Source organism: Phascolarctobacterium succinatutens (assembly GCF_958453765.1).
GTDB lineage: Bacteria > Bacillota > Negativicutes > Acidaminococcales > Acidaminococcaceae > Phascolarctobacterium_A > Phascolarctobacterium_A succinatutens_B.
The window spans coordinates 22818-44504 of sequence record NZ_CAUDZA010000017.1; the positions used below are offsets into that span (position 1 = coordinate 22818).

General features: G+C 48.3%; 18 protein-coding genes. 15 read left to right on the plus strand and 3 right to left on the minus strand.

The annotated features are described in order from the left end of the window. The first annotated feature begins 53 nt into the window (after positions 1–53). From Q7Q81_RS07535 to recO, 4 genes are all read left to right on the plus strand, one after another. The gene (locus Q7Q81_RS07535; protein WP_304255573.1) at positions 54–461 is read left to right on the plus strand and encodes a cytidine deaminase; all 408 of its coding nucleotides are present in this window, start codon (positions 54–56) and stop codon (positions 459–461) included. 63 nt (positions 462–524) lie between these two features. Further along, entirely contained in the window at positions 525–1394 is an 870-nt protein-coding gene (gene era / locus Q7Q81_RS07540; RefSeq protein WP_293690747.1) for a GTPase Era, read from the plus strand. A gap of 129 nt (positions 1395–1523) precedes the next feature. Continuing rightward, on the plus strand, positions 1524–2288 hold the full coding sequence (locus tag Q7Q81_RS07545) for a hemolysin family protein (protein ID WP_304077475.1): 765 nt from the start codon (positions 1524–1526) through the stop codon (positions 2286–2288). Continuing rightward, a complete protein-coding gene (recO, locus tag Q7Q81_RS07550) occupies positions 2281–3042 on the plus strand; it encodes a DNA repair protein RecO (protein WP_304274980.1) in 762 nt (253 codons plus the stop codon). Before Q7Q81_RS07545 ends, recO begins: the two co-directional genes overlap by 8 nt. Positions 3043–3214: 172 nt before the next feature. Here the strand turns inward: recO and Q7Q81_RS07555 are convergent, their stop codons facing one another. Then, complete coding sequence (locus Q7Q81_RS07555; protein WP_304274982.1) at positions 3215–4075, minus strand: MerR family transcriptional regulator; 861 nt, start codon at positions 4073–4075, stop codon at positions 3215–3217. A 148-nt stretch (positions 4076–4223) separates the two neighbouring features. Between Q7Q81_RS07555 and Q7Q81_RS07560 the strand changes: the two genes are divergently transcribed. The 9 genes from Q7Q81_RS07560 (at position 4224) to Q7Q81_RS07600 (ending at position 17483) form a co-directional block, all read left to right on the plus strand. After that, positions 4224–5030, plus strand: a complete 807-nt coding sequence (locus Q7Q81_RS07560; RefSeq protein WP_009145970.1) for an AAA family ATPase — start codon at positions 4224–4226, stop codon at positions 5028–5030. Next, entirely contained in the window at positions 5020–6309 is a 1290-nt protein-coding gene (locus Q7Q81_RS07565; protein ID WP_304274985.1) for a nitrogenase component 1, read from the plus strand. The genes Q7Q81_RS07560 and Q7Q81_RS07565 overlap by 11 nt, the downstream gene beginning before the upstream one ends. After that, complete coding sequence (locus Q7Q81_RS07570) at positions 6302–7597, plus strand: nitrogenase component 1 (RefSeq protein ID WP_304274989.1); 1296 nt, start codon at positions 6302–6304, stop codon at positions 7595–7597. Before Q7Q81_RS07565 ends, Q7Q81_RS07570 begins: the two co-directional genes overlap by 8 nt. 7 nt (positions 7598–7604) lie before the next feature. Continuing rightward, positions 7605–8576 (plus strand): ABC transporter substrate-binding protein, encoded by a 972-nt coding sequence (locus tag Q7Q81_RS07575; protein ID WP_304274992.1) that lies wholly within the window; start codon positions 7605–7607, stop codon positions 8574–8576. Between the two features lie 16 nt (positions 8577–8592). Next, entirely contained in the window at positions 8593–9630 is a 1038-nt protein-coding gene (locus tag Q7Q81_RS07580) for a FecCD family ABC transporter permease (RefSeq protein ID WP_293809030.1), read from the plus strand. Between the two features lie 15 nt (positions 9631–9645). Continuing rightward, positions 9646–13365, plus strand: a complete 3720-nt coding sequence (cobN, locus tag Q7Q81_RS07585) for a cobaltochelatase subunit CobN (protein WP_304274995.1) — start codon at positions 9646–9648, stop codon at positions 13363–13365. Further along, entirely contained in the window at positions 13355–14380 is a 1026-nt protein-coding gene (locus Q7Q81_RS07590) for a radical SAM/SPASM domain-containing protein (protein WP_304274997.1), read from the plus strand. The genes cobN and Q7Q81_RS07590 overlap by 11 nt, the downstream gene beginning before the upstream one ends. 222 nt (positions 14381–14602) lie before the next feature. Further along, positions 14603–15373: a carbon-nitrogen hydrolase family protein gene (locus Q7Q81_RS07595; protein ID WP_304274999.1), complete on the plus strand. Its 771-nt coding sequence runs from the start codon at positions 14603–14605 to the stop codon at positions 15371–15373. Positions 15374–15542: 169 nt separating this feature from the next. Then, positions 15543–17483 carry a TonB-dependent receptor plug domain-containing protein gene (locus Q7Q81_RS07600; RefSeq protein WP_304275002.1) on the plus strand — a complete coding sequence of 647 codons (1941 nt, stop codon included), beginning with the start codon at positions 15543–15545 and terminating at the stop codon, positions 17481–17483. A 125-nt stretch (positions 17484–17608) separates the two neighbouring features. On the opposite strand, the gene Q7Q81_RS07605 is transcribed toward Q7Q81_RS07600, so the two are convergent. Further along, a complete protein-coding gene (locus tag Q7Q81_RS07605) occupies positions 17609–18442 on the minus strand; it encodes a PD-(D/E)XK nuclease family transposase (protein ID WP_304275004.1) in 834 nt (277 codons plus the stop codon). Positions 18443–18773: 331 nt separating this feature from the next. Here Q7Q81_RS07605 and Q7Q81_RS07610 point away from each other — a divergent pair, with 331 nt between their 5' ends. Further along, positions 18774–19751 carry an ABC transporter substrate-binding protein gene (locus Q7Q81_RS07610; RefSeq protein ID WP_304275008.1) on the plus strand — a complete coding sequence of 326 codons (978 nt, stop codon included), beginning with the start codon at positions 18774–18776 and terminating at the stop codon, positions 19749–19751. Positions 19752–19813: 62 nt separating this feature from the next. Here Q7Q81_RS07610 and Q7Q81_RS07615 read toward each other — a convergent pair whose 3' ends face one another. Then, on the minus strand, positions 19814–20653 hold the full coding sequence (locus Q7Q81_RS07615) for a MerR family transcriptional regulator (protein WP_304275011.1): 840 nt from the start codon (positions 20651–20653) through the stop codon (positions 19814–19816). A 286-nt stretch (positions 20654–20939) separates the two neighbouring features. Between Q7Q81_RS07615 and Q7Q81_RS07620 the strand changes: the two genes are divergently transcribed. After that, complete coding sequence (locus Q7Q81_RS07620) at positions 20940–21584, plus strand: TonB-dependent receptor domain-containing protein (protein WP_304275014.1); 645 nt, start codon at positions 20940–20942, stop codon at positions 21582–21584. Positions 21585–21687: the final 103 nt, after the last annotated feature.

Consider the following 21687-nt stretch of genomic DNA (forward strand, 5'->3'; position numbering starts at 1 on the left):
TTAATGCACAATTATTTATAACTAACCTGTAAAAAACATAGGAGGTGCTTTCCATGAAAGACGTAAAACTGAATGAATTATCCCCGGCTTGGCGCGAATTGTACGATGCAGCGGTTGCTGCCCGTAAGAATGCTTACATTCCTTATTCCAACTTTGCTGTAGGTGCGGCAGTACGCTGTGCCAACGGAAAAATCTACGGTGGCTGTAACGTGGAAAACGCTTCCTACGGACTTTGTGTCTGCGGTGAGCGTAACGCTATTTTCCACGCTGCCTGCGCCGGTGAGCGCGAAATGGTAGAGCTGTGCGTAGTTGCAGATACCTCCGGCCCCGTTTCTCCCTGCGGTGCCTGCAGACAGGTAATGCGCGAGTTTGGTATCCAGACCGTGATTTTAGCGAATATGAAGGGTGACTTTAAAATTACCATGGTAGAAGAACTGCTGCCGTATGGTTTTGAATTATAATAACAGGAGCTGATTAAGATAAAGAAGGTAAACAACGAAGAAGCTAAACATTATGCCGGCTTTGTGGCTATGGTGGGCCGCCCGAACGTAGGCAAATCCACTCTGACAAACAGTCTGATCGGTGAGAAAATCGCTATCATGTCCGACAGACCGCAGACTACACGCAATAAGATTATGTGCATTATGAATACTGATAATGCGCAGATTATGTTTCTTGATACACCGGGCATTCATAAGCCGCAGCACAAGCTGGGCGAATACATGGTACGCACGGCTGAAAGCACCCTGCAGGAGGTTGACGTTGTCCTCTTCGTAGTAGATGCAACCGAAAAACGCGGCGCAGGCGAGGATTATATCCTGAACCTGCTGCAGAAGGTAAAAACACCGGTAATTTTGGTAGTAAATAAAATTGACAAGCTGGCAGATAAGCAAAAGCTGTTCCAAATTATGGAAGGCTATAGCAAGCTGTATAAATTTGCGGCGATTGTACCTGTTTCCGCATTGAATGACAGTGAATTCCCCGGACTGGTGCAGGAAATCACTAAGCATCTGCCGGAGGGACCGGCGTACTTCCCGGAGGATATGATTACCGACCAGCCGGAGCGCGTGATTGCCGCTGAAATGATCCGTGAGAAGGTATTGCGCCTGACGCGTGATGAAATTCCCCATTCCGTAGCGGTTGAGGTGGATGAATTCAAGGAGCGCGACGAAGAAAACGTTTATATCAGAGCAACAATTTTTGTAGAGCGTGAATCGCAAAAGGGCATTGTTATCGGCGCTAAGGGCAGCCTGCTGAAGAAAATCGGCCAACAGGCGCGTGCTGATATCGAAAATCTGCTGTACTGCAAGGTCTTTTTGGATTTATGGGTTAAGGTTAAGGCTGACTGGCGTAACAAGGATAAAGCCTTGAAGCAGCTTGGCTACAAGGAGTGAGGACTTATCAACTTTTTTCGGAAACTGATTGATTTCTGGCATAGGCTGCCGATTGCCTGGTATTACCTGAAAACCGGTACCTGGCACAAGGAGGGCAGCGCCAGCAGTGAGGACGAGCTGCGCCAGCTGGTGAGTGCCAGCGAACGCCACGGCCAGATTGACCATGTCGAGGGCAGCATGATCGGCAATGTTTTTGACTTTGCCGACCGTGTGGCGCGCGAGGTCATGGTGCCAAGACAGGATATGGTATGCCTGTTTTTGGATGATACGCTGGCAGAAAATATGGCTGTTGTGCGCAGCAGTCATCATACGCGCTATCCGCTCTGCATGGAGGACAAGGATCAGGTGGTGGGTACGCTGCATGTGCGCGACCTGCTGAAGATTAAGCCGGGGCAGACTACCTTTGACCTGCGCCGTCTGATGCGTCCGATTGTTGTTATTCCTGAGGCTATGCCGGTGCCGAAGGCCTTGCACCTGATGCAGCAACGTCATGTGCAGATGGTGCTTGTGGCAGATGAGTACGGTGGTACTGCAGGCCTGATTACGATGGAGGACCTCGTGGAGGAAATCGTCGGTGATATTCAGGACGAGCATGAAGCGCAGGAGCCGCCGGACGTGTTGCAGCTTCCCGATGGCAGGATTGAATTTGACGGCATGGTGCTGCTGGACGATGTGGCAGAGCAGCTGCCGATTGTATTTGATGATCCTGAGGAGGATACCATCGGCGGTTATGTATTCGGTTTGCTTGGGCGCAAGCCTGAGATTGGTGATGCTGTGGAAATTTCCGGCTACAGCTTCAAGGTACTGCGCACAGAGGGCTTCCGTGTAGTGCGCGTGCTGGCTACGAAGCTGCCGCAGGAGCAAAAGCAGAAGGAAGAACAGCAGGATGAGTGAGTTGCAAAGGGAGCTTTTGGCAGATGATGCGCTTGTTTTACATGTAAAAAACTGGCAGACGGCTGATAAATATGCGGTCTGCTTTACGAAGGAGCATGGCAAGCTGCGCTTTATCGCCTATGGTGCCCGCTATGAAAAAAATATACATGGCAGATTGCTGCAGCCCTTTGCCAATCTGCATATTGAGGTGCAGCAGGGGCAGAAGATAGACAAGCTGCGCAGCTGTGAGCTTTTGCAGCTGCCCAAGTCTATGGATATGCAGCAGATGGCTTATGCTGCGGTGGCGTCGGAGCTGACTGCCGTGCTGACGGAGGACAGAGTGCCGCAGCCGGAGCTTTATGAAATGCTGGGCGCTGCCCTGGCGGCGCTGATGCAGCGCAATCCGCGTCTTGTTGTTTTGTCCTACGCTATAAAATTGCTGGCGGCTACGGGCTTTGCGCCGCAGCTTGCGCATTGCGTGCATTGCGGTGAGGCTGTGACGGCGCAGGAGGATGCGTGGTTCAGTCCGCTGCAGGGCGGGCTTATCTGCAGCAGCTGCAAAAGCAGCTATAACGGTGACGGGCTGGAGCCGTGCAGTGCGGAAACACGCGAGCTGTGGCAGTGGCTGGCGCAGCTCGATTACGAGCAGCCGGCGCCCTTTAGGGTGCGAGGCGGCGCGCTCATGGAGCTGGAAAAAATTCTCTTCAAGTTTATCTTCTTTCAGACAGATAAGCCGTTGAACAGCTTAAACTTTTTGAGTCAGCTGCAGATGTGAGGCTGCGGCGGAGACGCTTAATTGAAGAACGTAAACAAAAAACGCTAAAGGCATGCGAAAGTCTTTAGCGTTTTTTGCATGCAAAAAGTCCGCTCACATGGAGCGGACGGAGTAAAGGCTATCTTGGATATTTACGCGAATGCTTCGCTTGAAGCAAAACGCGGGAGAATTTTTACGTCAGAGAGGAAGTATCCTTGTCCACAACCTTCAAAAAGATTTTGTTGACATACTGCTCACAGTCACAGGAGAACCAATGATTTTCCAAAGGAAGGATATAAATATTGCCGACAGGCTCCAAATCATTGATCTGCAGAAAGTGTTCTATACGTTTGGACAGCTTGGCAGCGTTTTCGCAGAAGGTACCGGAAAAAATGATTTCCAGATACAGACCTGCCGGAAGCGTCATTTTGATGGACTGCCGATGCTTGGTGGCGCTGGTGACGCAGGAAAAATATGCCTGCGAATGCAGAAAATCATGCGTTTTAAAAAAGCTCTCCTGATCCAAAACCCAACCGGCATGATTAGGCAGAGCTCCCTTGTGATGCGCGCGCCTTTGCCCATGGCGGGCAAATTTGGTAATACGGCTTTTGCCGTCATCACTTTCCGCAAGCGGTGTAAGGCGCAGCAGACGGTCATTTTGCCAGCTGAGCGTCAGATGACGGCAAGGATTAAGCTCCTTGACGTGCATATCCTCCTTAATGCGCTCGATGGTGTCGCAGATTTCCTGATTGTTGTGGATGATTGCCTGACATTCCGCTGTTTTTTCCTGCAGCAGCTGCAGAAAATGCTCCTTGCTGCGGTCCTCCAGATATTTTTTGATATTGGCGATGCTGATATCCAGCGCACGCAGGTTGACGATTATCTCCAAATCCAGAAATTGCTGGATAGAATAATTGCGGTAGCCATTTTCACTGACAAAGTCCGGTGAAAGCAGGTTAACCTTGTCATAGTAGAGCAATGATTGCTTAGATATATTAAAAATTGCAGCCAATTCGCCGGCAGTAAAGTACTTTCGCTTGTCTTTATTAATCATAATTATTCCTCATAAGCTTGACTATAATACTAGTATATAGTTTAATATTAAAAGGAGTAATATCACTCCTTTTTATCTAGTAAATTATATCATATTTTCTTGCTATTTGAATAGGAGTTTTTTAGTATAGGATGGAGGTCAATATCTAATGAAAAAAATTGCGATTTATGGTAAGGGCGGTATCGGCAAATCTACAACAACATCAAATCTGTCGGCTGCATTCAGTGAGGATGGTCTTAAGGTTTGCCAGATAGGCTGCGATCCGAAAAATGATTCTACCAGACTTTTGCTGGGACGTATCTGCAGTCAGACTGTGCTTGATATGGTGCGCGATAATGATGAGGTTGCGGCAGAGGATATTGTTCATACAGGCTATAACGGCATCAAATGTGTGGAAGCTGGCGGTCCTGAGCCGGGCGTAGGCTGTGCGGGCCGCGGCATTATCGTAGCTTTGGAAAAGCTGCGTTCACTGGAGGTGCTGACGGACGAGGATTTGATTATGTATGACGTTTTAGGTGACGTTGTCTGCGGCGGTTTCGCCGTGCCTATCCGCGAGGGCTATGCAACCGATATATATATTGTTTCTTCCGGCGAGCTGATGAGCCTGTATGCTGCCAACAATATCGCCAAGGGCGTTAAACGCTTTGCTATGCGCGGCGGTGTGCGTTTGGGCGGTATCATCGGCAACGGTCGTAATACACCTAACGAGCAGCAGCTGCTGCAGGAATTCGCCAAACGCCTGCACACTCAGCTGATTGCCTTTATTCCGCGTGACGTTATTGTCAATAAGGCGGAAAACAATCGCCAGACAGTGCTGCAATATGCACCGGAAAGCGCTCAGGCCGGTGTTTACCGCAAGCTGGCGCATGATATCTGGCATAATGAAAACATGGCTATTCCTACGCCGATGAGCTTTGAGGAGCTTGAAAAGCTGGTGGCCGAATATGGCAATTAAAACAAGACGCTTTTACAGTGCACGCAAAAGCTGCAGCTGCAGCATGCCTGGCGTGTGGCGCGCCGTTGCCTATATGAACGGAGCTGTGGTAGTTTTTCACAGCCCGCGTGCCTGCGCTCATGTAGCACGCACGATGGATATTAACTCGCAATACCGTACTTTGTCCGAAAATGAGCGCGAGCAGTGGGGCTCCGTGCCGCTGCTCAGCAGCCAGCTGCAGGAAAAGGACGCAATTTTCGGCGGAGTGACACGTTTGGAAAAATGCCTGCGCTTTGCTATTGAAACATATAAACCCAAGTGCCTGATGATTGCCAATTCCTGCGTGGCCGGTGTTATCGGTGACGATGTGGAATCGGTGGCACGCGAGGTAGAGGAGGAATACGATGTTCCTATCCTTACTGTGGAATGCTGCGGCTTTTTGGGTGCGGAATATTATGACGGCTATTTTGAAATTACGCAGAAGCTGTTGGAACGCTTTGTGAAGCCTTGCGCCAAGCAAAAGGACAGTGTATTGCTTTTAGGTGATAACGGCGGCCCGTGGGGCCATTATGCGAAAGAGGTTACCCGTATTCTGCAGGAATTCGGCGTAGAGGTCATCGGTCAGTTCCCCGGCTATATGGCTATGGATGAGCTGGAAAAGGTGGCAGCCGCCGAATATGCGGTTGTGCTTGGCGGCCGCGGGCAGACGCATATCGGCTTGCGTAAGGTTGCAGAGCAGCTGCAGGAAAAATACGGCACACATTATCTGGCCGATATTTATCCTGTCGGCTGGCAGGAAACGCAGGACTGGATTATCAGCATCGGCCGTATGCTGGGGCGTGAGCAGTTGGCACAGCAGGTGCTGAAGCTGGAGCAGCAACGCTTAAGTGAACAGCTGCAGCATTTTCTGCCGGTAACAGAAGGCAAGAAAACAGTGCTGTGCATCGGCCGTATCCTAAGATATTTTCATCCGGGGAATATCCTGCAGACCATCAGGCTTTTGCGCTTGAATCTTACCGGCATTATTTTACTGGATTCCTATGATGGTGATGAGCGCGAAGCGATGCTGAAGGTTGTGCAGGAAAACAGCGATGTGCCTGTTTATACTACGGCGGAGGGTGAAAAGCTGGTAGCAGATGCAGACATTGTGCTGACAACGCACGAACTGCAGAATAAGGAGGCGCGCCAGATTTTCCTGCCGATGCTGCCGCAGGTTGCCGTTGCCGGTGAGGTCAAGATGATGCAGGGAATCTATCAGAGCCTGTGCAGCAGGCTGAAGGGAGGCGTGCGCTATGTCTGAAAAGCAAGGCTGGGGCAATATCTGCGAGCGAGTGGATACCTGTGCGCTGACAGGTGCAGGTGCCTTTTTTGCTGCTATTGCACAGAGTGAGGTTTTGATTAACGGACCGCTGTGGTGTTATTTTTATGCTTTGCGTCATCTGGAAAAGGCACGTCCCGATATGTATACGCGCTTTTACGGCTCACAGCCTGATAATAACGCTGTTATTTACGGCTCCGAGGAATATGTGACGCAGGAGCTGCGGCGCATGCTGGAGGATGGTCATAAGCCTTCGGTATTGCTTTTGGAAAGCAGCTGCTCGCTGAGCTTAATCGGTGATGATTTGGCAGGCATGGCACGCAAGCTGGAGCTGCCGTTCCCAGTGGTTACATTGGACAGCGGCGGTATGGTCGGCGGTTTTGCTGAAGGCTATGCCAAGGCTGCCAAGAAGCTGTTTGCGCAGCTGTTGCCGCAGACTGTGACAGCAAAGCCTTTGGCTGTCAATATTTTAGGACAATCGGAATTTTATCTGCAGGGTGCTGCCGATACGCAGGAATTAAAACGCTTACTGCAGCTGGCAGGCTATGAGGTGCTGTGCACTCCCGGCTGCGAATGCACGCTGGAGGAGCTGCAGAAGCTTCCGGAGGCTTCGCTGAACATTGTTACGAATGCGGAGCTGGGTTTGCCGCTGGCGGAATATCTGCAAAAGCAATACGGCACGCCGTATATTTTTGCCGGCCTGCCTTATGGTGTACAGGGAACGCTGCGCTGGCTGCAGCAGATAAATGCGCAGTTGCCTGCTCCTGCGTTGGACAAGGTGACGGCGGAAGCTCAGGCGCAGGATAATTATCTGCTGAGCCGTAATAATGAAGCCATTGCGCTTTGGGGCAGCATGTGGTTTGATAACGTGCTCGTCAGCGCGCCTGCGACGCAGGCGCTGTGCCTTGCACAGACGCTGCGCACCGAATGGACTGACATCGGCAGGCTGACTGTTATCTGCCAGCAGCAGCTTAAGGATGCGCCTGCCTGCGACACGGCAGAGGCTATTTACACTGTTGGCGTGGACGATGCTGCCATCAGCGAATATTTTAAAACCTGTGACAATGTACTGCTGCTGACGAGCAGCAGCGAAAGCTCGGTTCTTTATCGCAGAAAGCAGTGCAGCTTTGATGCCTGCAATATCTGCTATCCTACGAATGATGAGGTGTTTATTACCAAGCAGCCGATGGTAGGCCTGCAGGGCAGTGCTTACATGCTGGAGCGACTGTGGAATTGCTTTATCCGCAGGAAAAAGAATAAAGTAGAGTAGGTGGTCTATGAAAAAGCTATTGATGATTATAAGCCTGTTGCTTTTGGTATTTACTGCTGGATGCAGTAAGCAGCAGGCTGCCGATGTTCCTGCTTCGCCGGCGGCGGATGTGGCCTACAGCGTTACGGACGATGCCGGAAGGACGCTGCACTTTGAGCATAAGCCGCAGCGGATTGTTTCGCTTACATATGGTACGGATGAAATCCTTACCGATTTAGTTGACATAAAACGTATTATGGCCTACAGCCGTTGGGCGGGTGATAGCGAAATAAGCTTTATCACCAAGGAGCAGGCCTATACTGTGGGACGCAAGGTGCCGGAAAATACGGAAGCTGTTTACGCATTGCAGCCTGATCTTGTTGTTGCCTCAACGGCCACATCCAGCGACTTGGTACGCAGTCTGGAGGGGTTGGGCGTGCCTGTATATATTGCGCGCAGTCCGCATAATTACAAGGAGATGTGCGACAAAATCCGCGGTATAGCTGCAGCGGTAGGCGAAAAGCAGCAGGGGGAGCTGATGGTGCAGAAGATGGACACGCACCTGCAGCAGCTGCAAAAACGCTTGCGTCAGATTCCGTCAAGCGAAAGGCGCGTTGCTGTAGCCTTTAATTTTACCTCTGCCATGGGGCGGAAGGGCGATTTGCTCGACAGCATGCTGACGATGGCGCATGTTATCAACGGCGCGGCTATTGTTGCCAATGAAAACAAGAGTGAGCATGGTATGCCTGCTATCAGCAAGGAACAGGTGGTACGCATAAATCCTGATATTTTTATGCTGCCGACTTGGAATTATAACAATAAACAGAATGTACAGGGTTATGCTTATGCCGTAATGAATGACCCCGCTTATCGCGATGTTAAGGCTGTACGCAACAAGCAGATTAAGTTTGTTTCGGACAAATATCGCTATGTTGCCAGCCAGCATATTGTCGATGCTATTGAAAACATTGCGCATGCTGTATATCCGGAAATTTTTTGAGGAAGTGTGTTTATAGATGATTATTAAACGTGAACGGAGTCCATTGGCTATTATTCTTTTAGCAGTTCTCTTAGTTGTTATTGCCTGTGTATCTCTGACCTTCGGCCAGATAGATGTGCCTGTAGGCAAGGCGCTGGCAGTTATTGGCGCTCAGCTGAATCTGCCAGGCTTTACCGAGGCTGATTACAGCAGGGAGCAGCTTGCCGTTATCTGGTATATCCGCCTGCCGCGTATGCTGGTAGGTGTGCTTGTAGGTGCGGCGCTGGGGATTTCCGGCGCTGTAATGCAGGGCATCTTCAGCAACCCGCTGGCAGATCCCGGTCTTATCGGTATCTCCTCCGGTGCTGCTACCGGTGCGGTGCTTTCTATTGCTTTGGGTGCAGCCTCCGGCAGTATGTTCGCTATGCCGGCCTTCGCTTTTTGCGGCAGTATCTGCGCTGTGTGCCTAACAGTGTTTTTGGCGATGCGTAACGGAAAAATTCCTGTTATGACGCTGCTTTTGGCAGGCGTTGCCGTGGGTATGCTTTTGGGTGCTATTACCTCCGGCCTGCTTACATTTATGAACGAGCAGAAGCTGCAGCAATATCTTTTCTGGATGGTCGGCGGTCTTGATTACCGTCGCTGGGAGCACGTATATCTGGCAGTCGGACCTGTGCTGTGCGGCATTGTAATTATGTGCATGCTGGCGCGTCACCTGAACATTCTGGTGCTGGGCGAAACGGAAGCTAAAGCTGTTGGTATGCCTGTTACCGCATTCCGCATGGGTCTGCTTTTCGTAGCAGCTATGACTACTGCTACCTCCGTTTGCGTCAGCGGTAATATCGGGTTTGTCGGCCTGGTTATTCCGCATATGATGCGTATGCTGATTGGTCCTGACCATCGTGTACTCTTGCCTGCCAGCGCACTTGGCGGCGCAGCCTTTTTGGTATTCTGCGATTCGCTGGGACGCATTATTATGCCGCCGGCAGAGGTGCGTGTAGGTATTATGACAGCGTTCTTAGGTACGCCGTATTTCCTGTATCTGCTGCGCAGAATGCAGAAGCAGTTCTTTTAAGATGAGGTAGAAATTATGAAGGTTATTTTCTTGACGAATGTTATCCGCCGCATGGGTATGATGCAGCAGACTATGGAAAAGCTGCAGCAGGAAGGCAAGCTGGATAATGCCTGCGCCTGCCGTTGGATTACCGATGCGACGATTTGGGATGATAAATGGCACAAGGAGCTTGCCAGCTCTAAGCTGGTGATTATGAAATGGATGGGTACAGGTCTGGATACACCGTTTCTGCAGCGCTGCGTCAGCCTGCTGAAGCAGCTGCGCCTGCCCTTTTATATTGATGCTGCCGGCAGCAAGGAGGGCGAGCTGGCGCAGGGACTGACACCTGAGCAGCTTGCTGTTATCAAAAAATATTGCATGTTCGGCGGCGAAATCAACTATAGCAATCTGTGGTTATATCTGCAGCAGCTGTTGCAAGGTGAGACTATTACAGTCGATGAGCCTAACCCGATTCACTGGTGCGGTATTTATCACCCGCGGGCGAAAAAGGTATATACCGATTTAGCGGAATACCAGCGTGATTTTTGCGTCAGCGGCCGTCCGACAGCGGGCATTCTTTTTTACCGCGACGAATGGGTGTGGGGCGATTTGACCTACCAGACTGCGATGGTTGAAGAGCTGGAAGCACAGGGCGTCAACGCTGTCTGCGTTTTCAGCAACGGCATGCCGCTTGAGGAAATGGGCATGCCCAGTCTGACGCAGGTTTTCAACAGCTTTTTCTGCACTGCGGACGGTGTACCGGCAATTGACGTGCTGCTGAACGTGATGAAATTTTCCATGACTACCGGCGGTTCGATTAATCTTGATTATCTGAAAAAGCTTAACGTACCTGTTTTGGCTGCCTATACGACAATTGCGCCCTTTGAGGAATGGAAGGACAGCTTTGAAGGTATGAATGCCATGGAGGTTTCCATCAGCGTTTCCTTGCCGGAATTTGATGGCATTATCCACGGCGTGCCTATAGCGCATAAAAAGATTCTGGAAAACGGCGATGTACGCTATCTGCCTAATATGGAGCGTGTAAAGCGCATGGCCTCCAAGGCGAAGAAGTGGGCGATGCTGCGCCACAAGGCCAACAGCGAGAAAAAAATCGCTATTATCTTCCATAACTATCCGCCGCGTAATTCCAATATCGGCAGTGCTATCGGCTTAGATACAATCGAAAGCATCCGTCGCGTGCTTGCTGCTATGCGTGAGCGTGGCTATAAGGTAGATTGGATTCCTGAGGATACGAAGGAATTTATCAAACAGCTGACAGCCAATGCCACCAACGACCGCAGTATGCTGACGGAAAAGCAGGTTGATGCTGCCAATAAGCTGAAGGGAGCAGAATATAAAGAATTCTTTGCATTGATGGACAAAAAGGTGCAGGAGCAGCTGGTGAAGGACTGGGGCGAAGCGCCGGGTTCTGTCATGGAATATGACGGCGATATCCTGGTGCCTGGAACGATGAACGGCAATGTTTTCGTAACCGTGCAGCCGCCGCGTGGCTTTGGCGAGGACCCAGAGAAAATTTACCACGATCCTTACGTTGCACCGACGCATCAATATCTGGCCTTCTACCGTTGGGTACGCGATGTGTGGCAGGCAGACGCTGTTGCGCATATCGGTACGCATGGCAGCCTGGAATGGCTGCCGGGCAAGAACGCCGGCCTTGATTGCAGCTGCTACCCGGATTTGGCGCTGGGAGATTTGCCGAACATTTATCCTTATAACATTACTATTACCGGCGAGGGCATTCAGGCGAAGCGCCGCGGCGCTGCTTGCCTTATTGAGCATTTGCCGGCGCCGCAGACACAAGCGGGAGTGTACGACGAGCTGGAGGAGCTGGAAAAGCTCATGGACGAATACGTACACTTCAGCAGCACGCAGCCGGATAATCTGCCGCGCTTGCAGGAGCTGGTGCTGGCGAAGGTTGCCGAGGCCAACCTACAGGACGAGGTTACTTACGATGAAGAAAAGCCCTTCGACGAATACGTGATGAATCTGCATAATTACATTACGGATTTGAAGAATATGGAGGTGCACACAGGCCTGCATATTATGGGACAGCCGCCGGAGGACCAGCAGCTGGAGGATTATCTGTGGCTGCTGCTGCGTCTTGATAACGGCAATATCCCCAGCCTGACGCAAGCAATAGCAGCGCTGTATGGCTTTGATTATTACTATCTGCTGGAAAACAGCAGCCTGATATACGAACCGCTGAATATCACCTATGGTATGCTAATCGACCGTATCGCCAATCAGTGCCGCGAGCTGATTCGCTGCCTGCAGCAGCGTGACTTTGTCAAGGAAGCGGTTGCTGATGCTCTGCAGCTGCCCTGGGTGCAGCAGGCACCGGCGGAAAGCAGAGAAAAGCTGGAGCTTGTCTGCAATTATGTGGTAGATAAGCTATATCCCAACTTGCTTTTGACAAAGCAGGAAATCACCAATATGCTGCGTGGCTTTGAAGGCGAATATATCGAGCCTGGTCCGAGCGGTGCTCCCTCCAGCGGCGGTGCCGATTTGCTGCCGACAGGACGCAACTTCTATGGTGTGGACCCGCGCTGTCTGCCAACTCCGGCGGCTTGGGAGATTGGCCAGACGCTGGGCGACCAGGTGGTAGAGCGCTTCATTGCGGAGGAAGGCCATTATCCCGAAAATATCGGCATGGTCTTCTGGTCCGGTGCAAACATGCGCAGTCATGGCCAGTGCATTGCTGAATTCCTCTATCTCATGGGCATCCGTCCCAAGTACCAAAGCGGCAGCCTGCGTATCAACGGCCTAGAGGTCATTCCTCTGATGGAGCTCAAACGTCCGCGTATTGATGTTACGGCGCGTATCAGCGGCCTCTTCCGTGACACTATGCCTGCAGTAATGCAGGTGATGGATAAGGCGGTGCTGTTGGCAGCGGAGCAGGATGAGCCTGATGATTTAAACTTTGTACGCAAGCATATTCAGGAGGATACCAGGGAGCTGGAGCAGCAGGAGGGCATGGAGCACGCTGCTGCATGGCGTCAGGCGGCCTTCCGCGTCTTCGGCGATGCACAAGGAACATATGGCGCAGGCGTTGCGGCGCTGTTGGAAAGCAAGAACTGGGAAACCATTGACGATATTGCCGATGTTTATGTACGTTGGGGCGGTCATGCCTACAGCGGCAAAACCAAGGGCAAATTCCTGCCGCAGCAGTTCCGCAAGCGTATGGGCAGCTTGGATATTACGATTAAAAACGAGGATAACCACGAAACCAATATGCTCAGCAGCGATGACTACAACGCCTACCATGGCGGCATGATTGCTGCAGTGCGTTCGATTAAGGGCAGCGCGCCGCGCTCCTACTGCGGCGATAGCACTGACAGGACGCGTGTTACGATGCACAGCGTGCAGGAGGAGGCAAAGCGCCTGTTCCGTAGCGAAGCTATCAATCCCAAGTTTATCAAGGGCATGATGCAGCATGGTTACAAGGGCGCTGCCGATATGGCCAACATGATTGCGCACAGCTTCCAATGGGATGCGACGAGCGCCGTTATGGAGGACTGGATGTACGAAAAATATGCTGAAAAATACACCTTTGACCCGGCAGTACAGGAATGGCTGCGTGATGTTAACCCCTGGGCCTTGCAGCGAATGACGGAAATTCTGCTGGAGGCAGAGCAGCGCGGACTGTGGCAGGCTAAGCCGGAAACTAAGGAGGAGCTGCAAAAGCTTTATCTGGATATGGAAGGCGAGTTGGAGGACAGAGCAGATGAGCATTAAAATGTTAGTGCTGAGCCTGACCGGCCAGTGCAACTTTGCCTGCCGTTACTGCTATGCTGCCGAGCATGACCGCAGTATGATGTCACCGGAAACAGCGTTGGCAGCAGTTAAGCTGGCGGCGGACGGCGGTGAACGCTTTGTGATTCAGTTCAGCGGCGGCGAGCCGCTGCTGAACTTTGATTGCCTGAAGGCAGTGGTAGATTATGTGCATAAGGAAAAGCTGCCTGCCGTACTACAGCTGCAGACTAACGGTTCTCTGCTTACTGATAAGATTGCAAAGTACCTCTATAAAAATAAGGTAGCCATCGGCGTAAGTCTTGACGGCAGACCGGCGGTTAATGACAAGCTGAGACTGAAAAAGAACGGCTACGGTGCGACCGGCGAAATCCTCAAGGGTATTGAGGTTTTGCGCCGCAATAACATTGCCTGTGGCGTAACCTGTGTAGTGACGTCGGAAAACGTAGATACGCTGGAAGGCATTGTGGATTTTGCCTACTTTTTGGGCAACATCCGTAAAATCGGCTTTGACATTCTGCGCGGGCAGGGACGTGGACGCAATCTGCAGCCGCCTGCGCCTGCAGCGATGCAGCAGGCTATGCAGCGCGTTTTTGCGCGCTGCGATGAGCTGGCGAAGCTCACAGGAATGCGCATAGCGATTGCGCAGCAGGAGAGAGCGCAACTTTTGTGTAAGGATTGCAGTCTGACCTTCGGCCATTGCTATGCTATGAACGGCGAAGCAGCCTTTGTAGATGCCAAGGGTGATATTTACGCCTGCTCTTCGCTGGTAGGCAATGCGGATTTTTACCTTGGTAATGTATATAACGGCTTAGAGCCTGCTTTGGTAGAAAAAACTAAGCAGGTGATTGCTGAGTCTATGGACTTTTGCCGCCAATGCGATGATTTTAAATTGTGCGGCGGCGGTTGCTTCGCGCGTTGGTATGGCTTCGAGGATAAGTCTGACTATGGCGCGGAATGCAGCATGAAGCGTGAAGCGATAAAACGAATACAAAAGTAAAAAAACGTCAGCATCGGGTACGTAACAATCAAATCCGATTTGCTGACGTTTCTTTTTCTTAAAACTAACATGCTTCATGTTAGTTTTGACATGGAATTATGCTTTTCTACATGCTTTTTTTATATATTAAAGCTTGTTTAGAGCATCTTTAGCTTGACTATATTCCTAGTATATGGAATAAAATAAAAATAATGATTGTTTAGAATATTCGGAGGCAATATAATGAAAATTGCTTTATGTCATTTAGAGCTCAGCTGCGGTCCGCAGGAGCGCAATCTGCAACTCTTAGAGCAGGCAGTGAGCATTGCTGCAGAGCAGGGCGCTGACTGGGTATTGACACCTGAGGTAGCGGTACAAGGATATTATTTTTATCGCGTAGATGAAAATGCTGTGGTAGTGCCACAACCATCACCTGAATTGGAGCCATTGCGTAATTTATGCCGTGAATACGGCATTACCATCTTTTTAGGTTGCGGTGAATATGATGCTGCCTGTGATAAAAACTTCAACAGCTGTTTTGTTTTTGGGCCTGATGGTGAAATCATCGGCCGTCACCGCAAGTTGTTTGGCGAGTGCTTGGGAGCAGAGGCCTGGGCGCGCAAGGGTGACAGTTTTACCGTGCTTCCCTGCAGCGGTTTGCAGACAGGAGTGTTGGTGTGCGCTGACCTGTGGTTCCCGGAATATTACGAGGGGACGAAGGCGCAGGGTGCCGAAATTATTGTCGACGTTGCTGCCTGGCCGCCGACGCAGGTGTGCGGCAATCCGCTGCCTGCTTGGCTGCATGCATCTAAGGTAACGGATGTGACAGTGATTGTCTGCAATCAGACCGGTTCCCAGCAGTGGATGGATATGAATGTGGGGCAGAGCGTGGTTATTGACCGTGGCGAGCTGAAGCTGGCGTACAGCGGTGAGCCTGCGGTACTGCTTTTTGATTATGATGCAGATGCCAAGTGTGTGCAGTCGCTTGTCTATGATGTTCATTATATAAAGTAAGTAAATAAATGCTTGCGGCGAAATAATACCCCTATTTTTGCCGTTGACGAGTAAGTGATAAGAAGATAAACTGATAGCTGAGAGAGAAAGCTAGTTTTGCTGTACGCCTGTCTTGAAAGTATAGAGGCGGATGGTATGCTATAAATTATTTCAAAGGTGGGTTTAGAGTATGAAAAAGGTTCAAAGCTTACGTAATGCTGTAATAGTGTCCTTACTTGCAGGTACAACTGTAGTATGGGGGGGCACAGTGTTTGCAGCAGAGGATTTGCAGGAGTTCGCGCTTGAGGATATGGTGGTAACTGCAAGCCGTGTACCGACACAGAAGGTTGATACACCTGCTGATATCAGCGTAATAACCAAGGAAGAAATTGCTGATCAGAATTATGCCAGTGCTTCTGATGCTTTAAGAGCAATTCCCGGTGTTAACGTGTTAGGCAGCGGTGCCAAAGGCTCCTCCATGGGTCAGGACAAGATTCTGCTCAATGGCGATGAAAGAGTTTTGGTATTGGTTGACGGACGCAGAATGAACCTGGGAAGCAGCGGTAACAGCAGTGCCGATTGGCTGCCTCCTGTTAATGCAATCGAACGTATCGAAGTACTTAAGGGCGGCGGTTCTGCTCTGTATGGTACCGATGCAGTTGGCGGTGTTATCAACGTTATCATGAAAAAAGGCAGTGACATCGGTAATCATGTTACTGTTAAGGCTGCAGGCGGCAGCTGGAATGCCGAACAGTATGCAATTTCTGCCAGCGGCAGTAACAACAGCGGCTTAGGTCTTATTGTTTCTGCGACCAAAGAACGCAGAGGCGAATATAAATTTAAAAATGCTAACGGCAAATCTCAGCTGCTGAAGAACTCCGGCTATGATGATACCGGTGTTATTGTTAAGCTGGACCAGAAGGTTGGCGAGGATAACCGCATTGGCGTTAACTTTGAGCATATCAATGCCGAAGGCGGTTCTCCGTTCAATTCTTCCGGCTTTGGAACAACCGACAGCCATAAACGCATCAGCAATAACGTTGCCTTGCGTTATGACTGGAACGAAAGCAGTGATGAAAAAGGCTATGTTCAGGTATATAAAAACTACCAGCATGCTCATTTCAGATCTCCTGTCGCAAGTAGGCAATCTAATTTTACCGATTCTACAATCGGTATAGAGGCGCAGCAGAACTTTAAATTTAGTGATACTGATGAAATGACTGCAGGTTTGGAATATTACAAGACTACGGTTGATAATAACGCATTATATACTGGTGAGCGTGATATTAATAATAAAGCAATCTTTGCGGAAAACAGATGGGAGTTTGCTCCAAGCTGGCAATTAAATACAGGTCTGCGTTATGATCATCACAGTAAGTATGGCAGTGAGGTTACTCCTAAGGTTGCTTTAAACAAAAAGTTTGATGAGAACAGCAATGTTTACTTATCTTGGGGACGTGTGTTTAATGCACCTACTACAGATGAACTGTTCTGGCATCAGGTAGATTCTAGTGAGTGGGGAACTTTTTATACTTACGGTGATCCTAATCTTAAACCTGAAAAAGGTTATGTTTGGACGTTTGGTGGTAATACCAAGTTGAATGAAAAAACAAGTTTATCTGCTAACGTATTTTATAGTAAGATAACAGATGCTATAGCTTGGGATTATACATCGGTACAAAATTATACTTTAGCAGTTAACGTTAACAAAGAAAAACGTCGTGGTTTGGAATTAAGCCTGAATCATGATTTTGATGATAACTTATCTGCGTATGCTTCTTATACCTATGTTCAGGTTAAGCAGGATAAAGGTAAAGGATTTACCAAAGATTTGACTACTAAGCCGAATATTTATCGTGCAGGCTTGAAGTATAAGAATGCTGATTGGCTGTTTACCCTGAATGCTAATGCTGTTACCGGACAATCTGAAAAGAATTTTGTAGACAGCAGTTATTTCACCTTAGATCTTGGTGCACAGTATAAGATTAATGATAATGCCAAGCTGTTTATTAATGGCTACAATCTTACCAATGCACGCTATGCTGAATTTGGCGGCTTGTATACAAACGGTGAAGCAAGATATCCGATGGCAGGACGTTCCTTCATCATCGGCGCAGAATACACATTCTAATAGCATAACAGTTTAACCCTTAAGGCGGCGCTTGGCGCCGCCTTTTTGACGTGTGGGAGGGGAATGCAAAAGAAAAAACCGTGCGCTTTAGCGCACGGCAGTGAAGGTAAATGTATATTTAATGTTTAAGCATTATTAAGCTCTGCTTGCAGTTCCAAAATCTTGCTCATAGGCAGGTTAGTAAATTCCGCAATATCTTGAAGCGAATTATTTCCTTTTAAAAGCATACGTTTTGCTGCAGCGTAGTTGGCAATAGCTTCGCCTTCAGCTTTACCTTCACTATAAATTTTTTCAGTAAATTCACACATGGCGGCTTTTCCCTCCTTTGTAGACTTTAGATAATTGACATGTTTGGATAATTTTCCCTGACTTAAGTCATCTGCTTCCGCAGTCTTAAAATACTGCATTAGTTTGGCAATCGAAGAGCCATCATTAACTTCTGCGTTAACGTAATACATATGCAGACCATCATCGTATGTCATTGGTAAGTTATTAAGGCGCTTGGTTACATTGTAACAGGTACAACCTAAATGCCAAATATCAGGCTCGGTTATGTAAAACATATATAAATCGGGAACGCTTTTATATTTTTTGTCCTTGCCCTTTGGCAAATAGCTACCAATGATGCTCGAAGAATAGTACAGCATGCGTCTAGCATGGTCAATTTTACCATCGCTTTTTTGAATTTCCATTTCGTAGAGCTTATTGTTTGCATCTTCTACAAGAACATCCATAATAATATCCTTGGATGCAAATTTGTTAATGACCATTTGAGTACGATTTTCCTTAATGACCAGTGAATCGATGCCGGAAAGGATACGTAAAACATGTTCGCAGGCACCTGAATCAGTAAAGACCATTTTAGCCATTGCATCACTGAATAGGTTCAGTTGTTTGGCCTTTTCAATAAGCCTTTCGCGATTGCGGATGAGGCTTTCTGGGTATTGTTTGGAACTCATACTTTCCTCCTTTAATTATAACACACAAGTAATGAAAAATATATAAGATGGTAGGACTGGCTTAATTTGCAATAGGAAGAGATATAAAAAAAGGCGTTTGCCGAAAGCTCGACAAACGCCACTGGTTCTCACAACCAGGCATGACCTCCGTTGGAAAACGGCTACCCATGCAACTGAAATAATTATAACATACAGTTAAAATAAAAACAAGCGTTTCCTTTTCTTTGTTCTTGACTATCATAGTGCTATATACTTTATAATATAAATTGTTGTATTGTCGCATATATGTCAATACTGCAAAGGTAAAATGATGAGAATAGAGGCATAAAGCATGAAGAAAATTTTTTGTTTACTGCTGTTGCTGCTGCTTTTAGTCACAGGCTGCGGACAAGGCAGCGGCGGAAAAGACGCTGCCGCAGGCGGCAGCTACACTGTAACTGATGAGCATGGAACAGTGACTACGTTTAAGCAGGCACCGCAAAAGGTACTGACGCTGGCGCTCAGCAGTGATGGCATAGTCATGGGCTTGGGCATGGAAGATAAATTGGTTGCCGTCAATTATCTGGCCGATGATCCGGTAAGCTCCAACATCGTAGAGCAGGCTAAAAAAATTCAGCACAAAATCAAAAACCCTTCGGCAGAAGAGGTGCTGGCGCTGAAGCCGGACGTAGTCTTTGCCTACGATTGGAGCGACATGAACCGTGTCGAAAATTTGCGCAATCTGGGCATGAACGTCATTGTTTTGAAGGGACCAGCAACTATTGAGGATATCAGGCAAAACGTGCGCACTATCGCCAAAGCCATGCACGCCGACAGTAAGGGAGAAGAGCTGGTGAAGCTGATGGACAGCAGACTGGCGCAGGTTAAGCAGCAGGTAGCGGCGCTCAAGCTGCAGCAGCCGAAGAAAATCGTTCTTGTTTCGCTGATGAGCTCCTACGGCGGCAAAGGCTGCATTTTTGACGACATGTGCAAGGAAGCAGGTGTTATCAACGGCGTTTCAGCTGCAGGAATCAAAAACGGCCAGCAGATTACTAAGGAAATGCTGGTGAAGATTGATCCGGATTTACTGATAATGCCGGTGTATAACGACCATGGCAATTTTGATATCAAAAAATATAATCAGGAATTTTTAGAGGATCCATCGCTGCAGACCATGCGCGCAATCAAAAACAAGCAGCTGTTTTATCCCAACGAGGGTTATATTTACAACTGCTCGCAGGATGTTGTCTTCGGCGTACAGGAAATCGCCCATGCTGCCTACGGCGAAGCCTTTGCTATGCAGGGGGCACAGCATTTAAGGGTGAAGTAAATAGTGTAAGATTAAAAAACTGCACCAATCAGCATCAAATAAGATGCTGGCTAGTGCAGCTTTTAATTTTCATCAGGCTCAACCCGTAGGGAAATCTGGTAGATATATTCTTCTGGCTTCGGTGTCATCCAATGATTTTTAAGGGGCATAATATAAAGATTGTCTACGGCGTGCAGCTTATTACGCTGCATATAAGCTTTAAAAAACTCCGCCAACTCCTGTACATGCTCACGGAAGGTACCCTGAAAGCGTTGTGTCATATAGAGTCCGGCAGGGCGGGTGTAGCACTCCATTTTGCCATGGTAATCGGGGTTAACACTGGAAAAGTAGGCCAGCGGTCGGCTGTATTCACCTGCCAGAAAGCAATCTTTGTCTGCCAGCCAGCCGACAGCCTTTTCCTTGAAATGCTCTTTGGAAAAAACATTCAAGTTATGTCTGGCAAGAATTTTAATACTTTCGTCGCCGCTGCATTCCGGCGGCACAGGACTTAGCAGGAATCGCTTGCTACGGCGGAAGGTGACGGTTATCTGATCAAGCCGGCTTTCGCGGATTTTATCCAACTGCTGAAAAACAACGTGAATATTTTTGCGTATTTTTTCGTTATGTGCAATAATTTCTTCACATTCACGGTCTTTAGCTTGTAAGAGAGCCTGCAGGCTGTCAATGCTGCGTTCTTCCAGATATTCCTTGATTTTAGATATAGGTATTCCCAGCTTGCGCATGTTCAAAATGACCTCTAAAATCAAATACTGTTTGAGAGAGTAATGGCGGTAGTTGTTTTCAGAAATGAATTCCGGCGACAGAATTCCCATTTTATCGTAGTAGAGCAAGGTCTGCTTAGGTAGCTCAAAAAGGCCTGCCAGCTCGCCTGCTGTATAGTAAAGCTTAGAATTTTTGCTCATAAAGTATCACCTTGGTTCTTTAACACAATACGTTGCGTAATAGTTATGTTTATTATAACATTTATTAGTCAGATAGTGAAGTTGGGGAGAAAAGAGAGGCAAACTTTCCTATGGAGAAATATTTTTCTGCTAATTTATTCATAACTTCACCTATTCTTGGAAAATCGCTTGACTATACTATAGGTATATACCTTAGAATTCTCCTTAATGATAAACGGAGCAATTAGGCTTTAGGTTTTATATATAATTAAAATGCTTATTATAGCTTTTGCCAAGAGCTGCTCCGTTGGATTTGAAGATGCTGTACAATCCGTTCTATGGCAGTGAGAAGCTGAATCCTGAAGAAGGCGAAACTAAAGAAATTGGTCTTAACACACGTATTGATGACAAGACTACCTTCTCTGCTCATTATTTCCGTACAGATTCCGATAATCTTATCGGCTTCAATAATGTTACCTGGAAGTATTACAATGCAGGCGCAGAAACGATTAAGGGCTGGGATGTTCAGCTGACTAAAGCTTTTGATAATCACTTCAGCGCTACTGCTACATATACACATACATATATTCCGGCAGCCTCTGCAACTGTTAATCCTAACCGCAATGGCTACATTCCTAAAGGTCAATATGATTTGACATTTAACTATGACGATACTAAATTTAACGGCAGCCTGAATATTAAAGGTATCGTAGACCGTCCCGGCAGTAAATCTAATGAGGCGCAGGTTTTAGATACCTATAAGAGTATCTGGACTGCAAATCTTGCTTTGAACTACAAGCCTGTTAAGGGTATGAATGTGTTCTTTAAGTTAAACAATCTCTTTGACCGCATGTATACTGATATGACATATGATATGCGTAATCCTGGCGGAGTTGGCTGGTATTCACAACCGGGCCGTAACTTTGTTGCAGGTGTAGAATACACATTCTAAGAGCTTAATCTTTTTTCTCATACACCAGTGGTGGCATAGGCACATAAAGGCATTGGTCCAAATTTTGGGGTTGGGCTGTTACATGAGTGTGGGTGGACCTAGT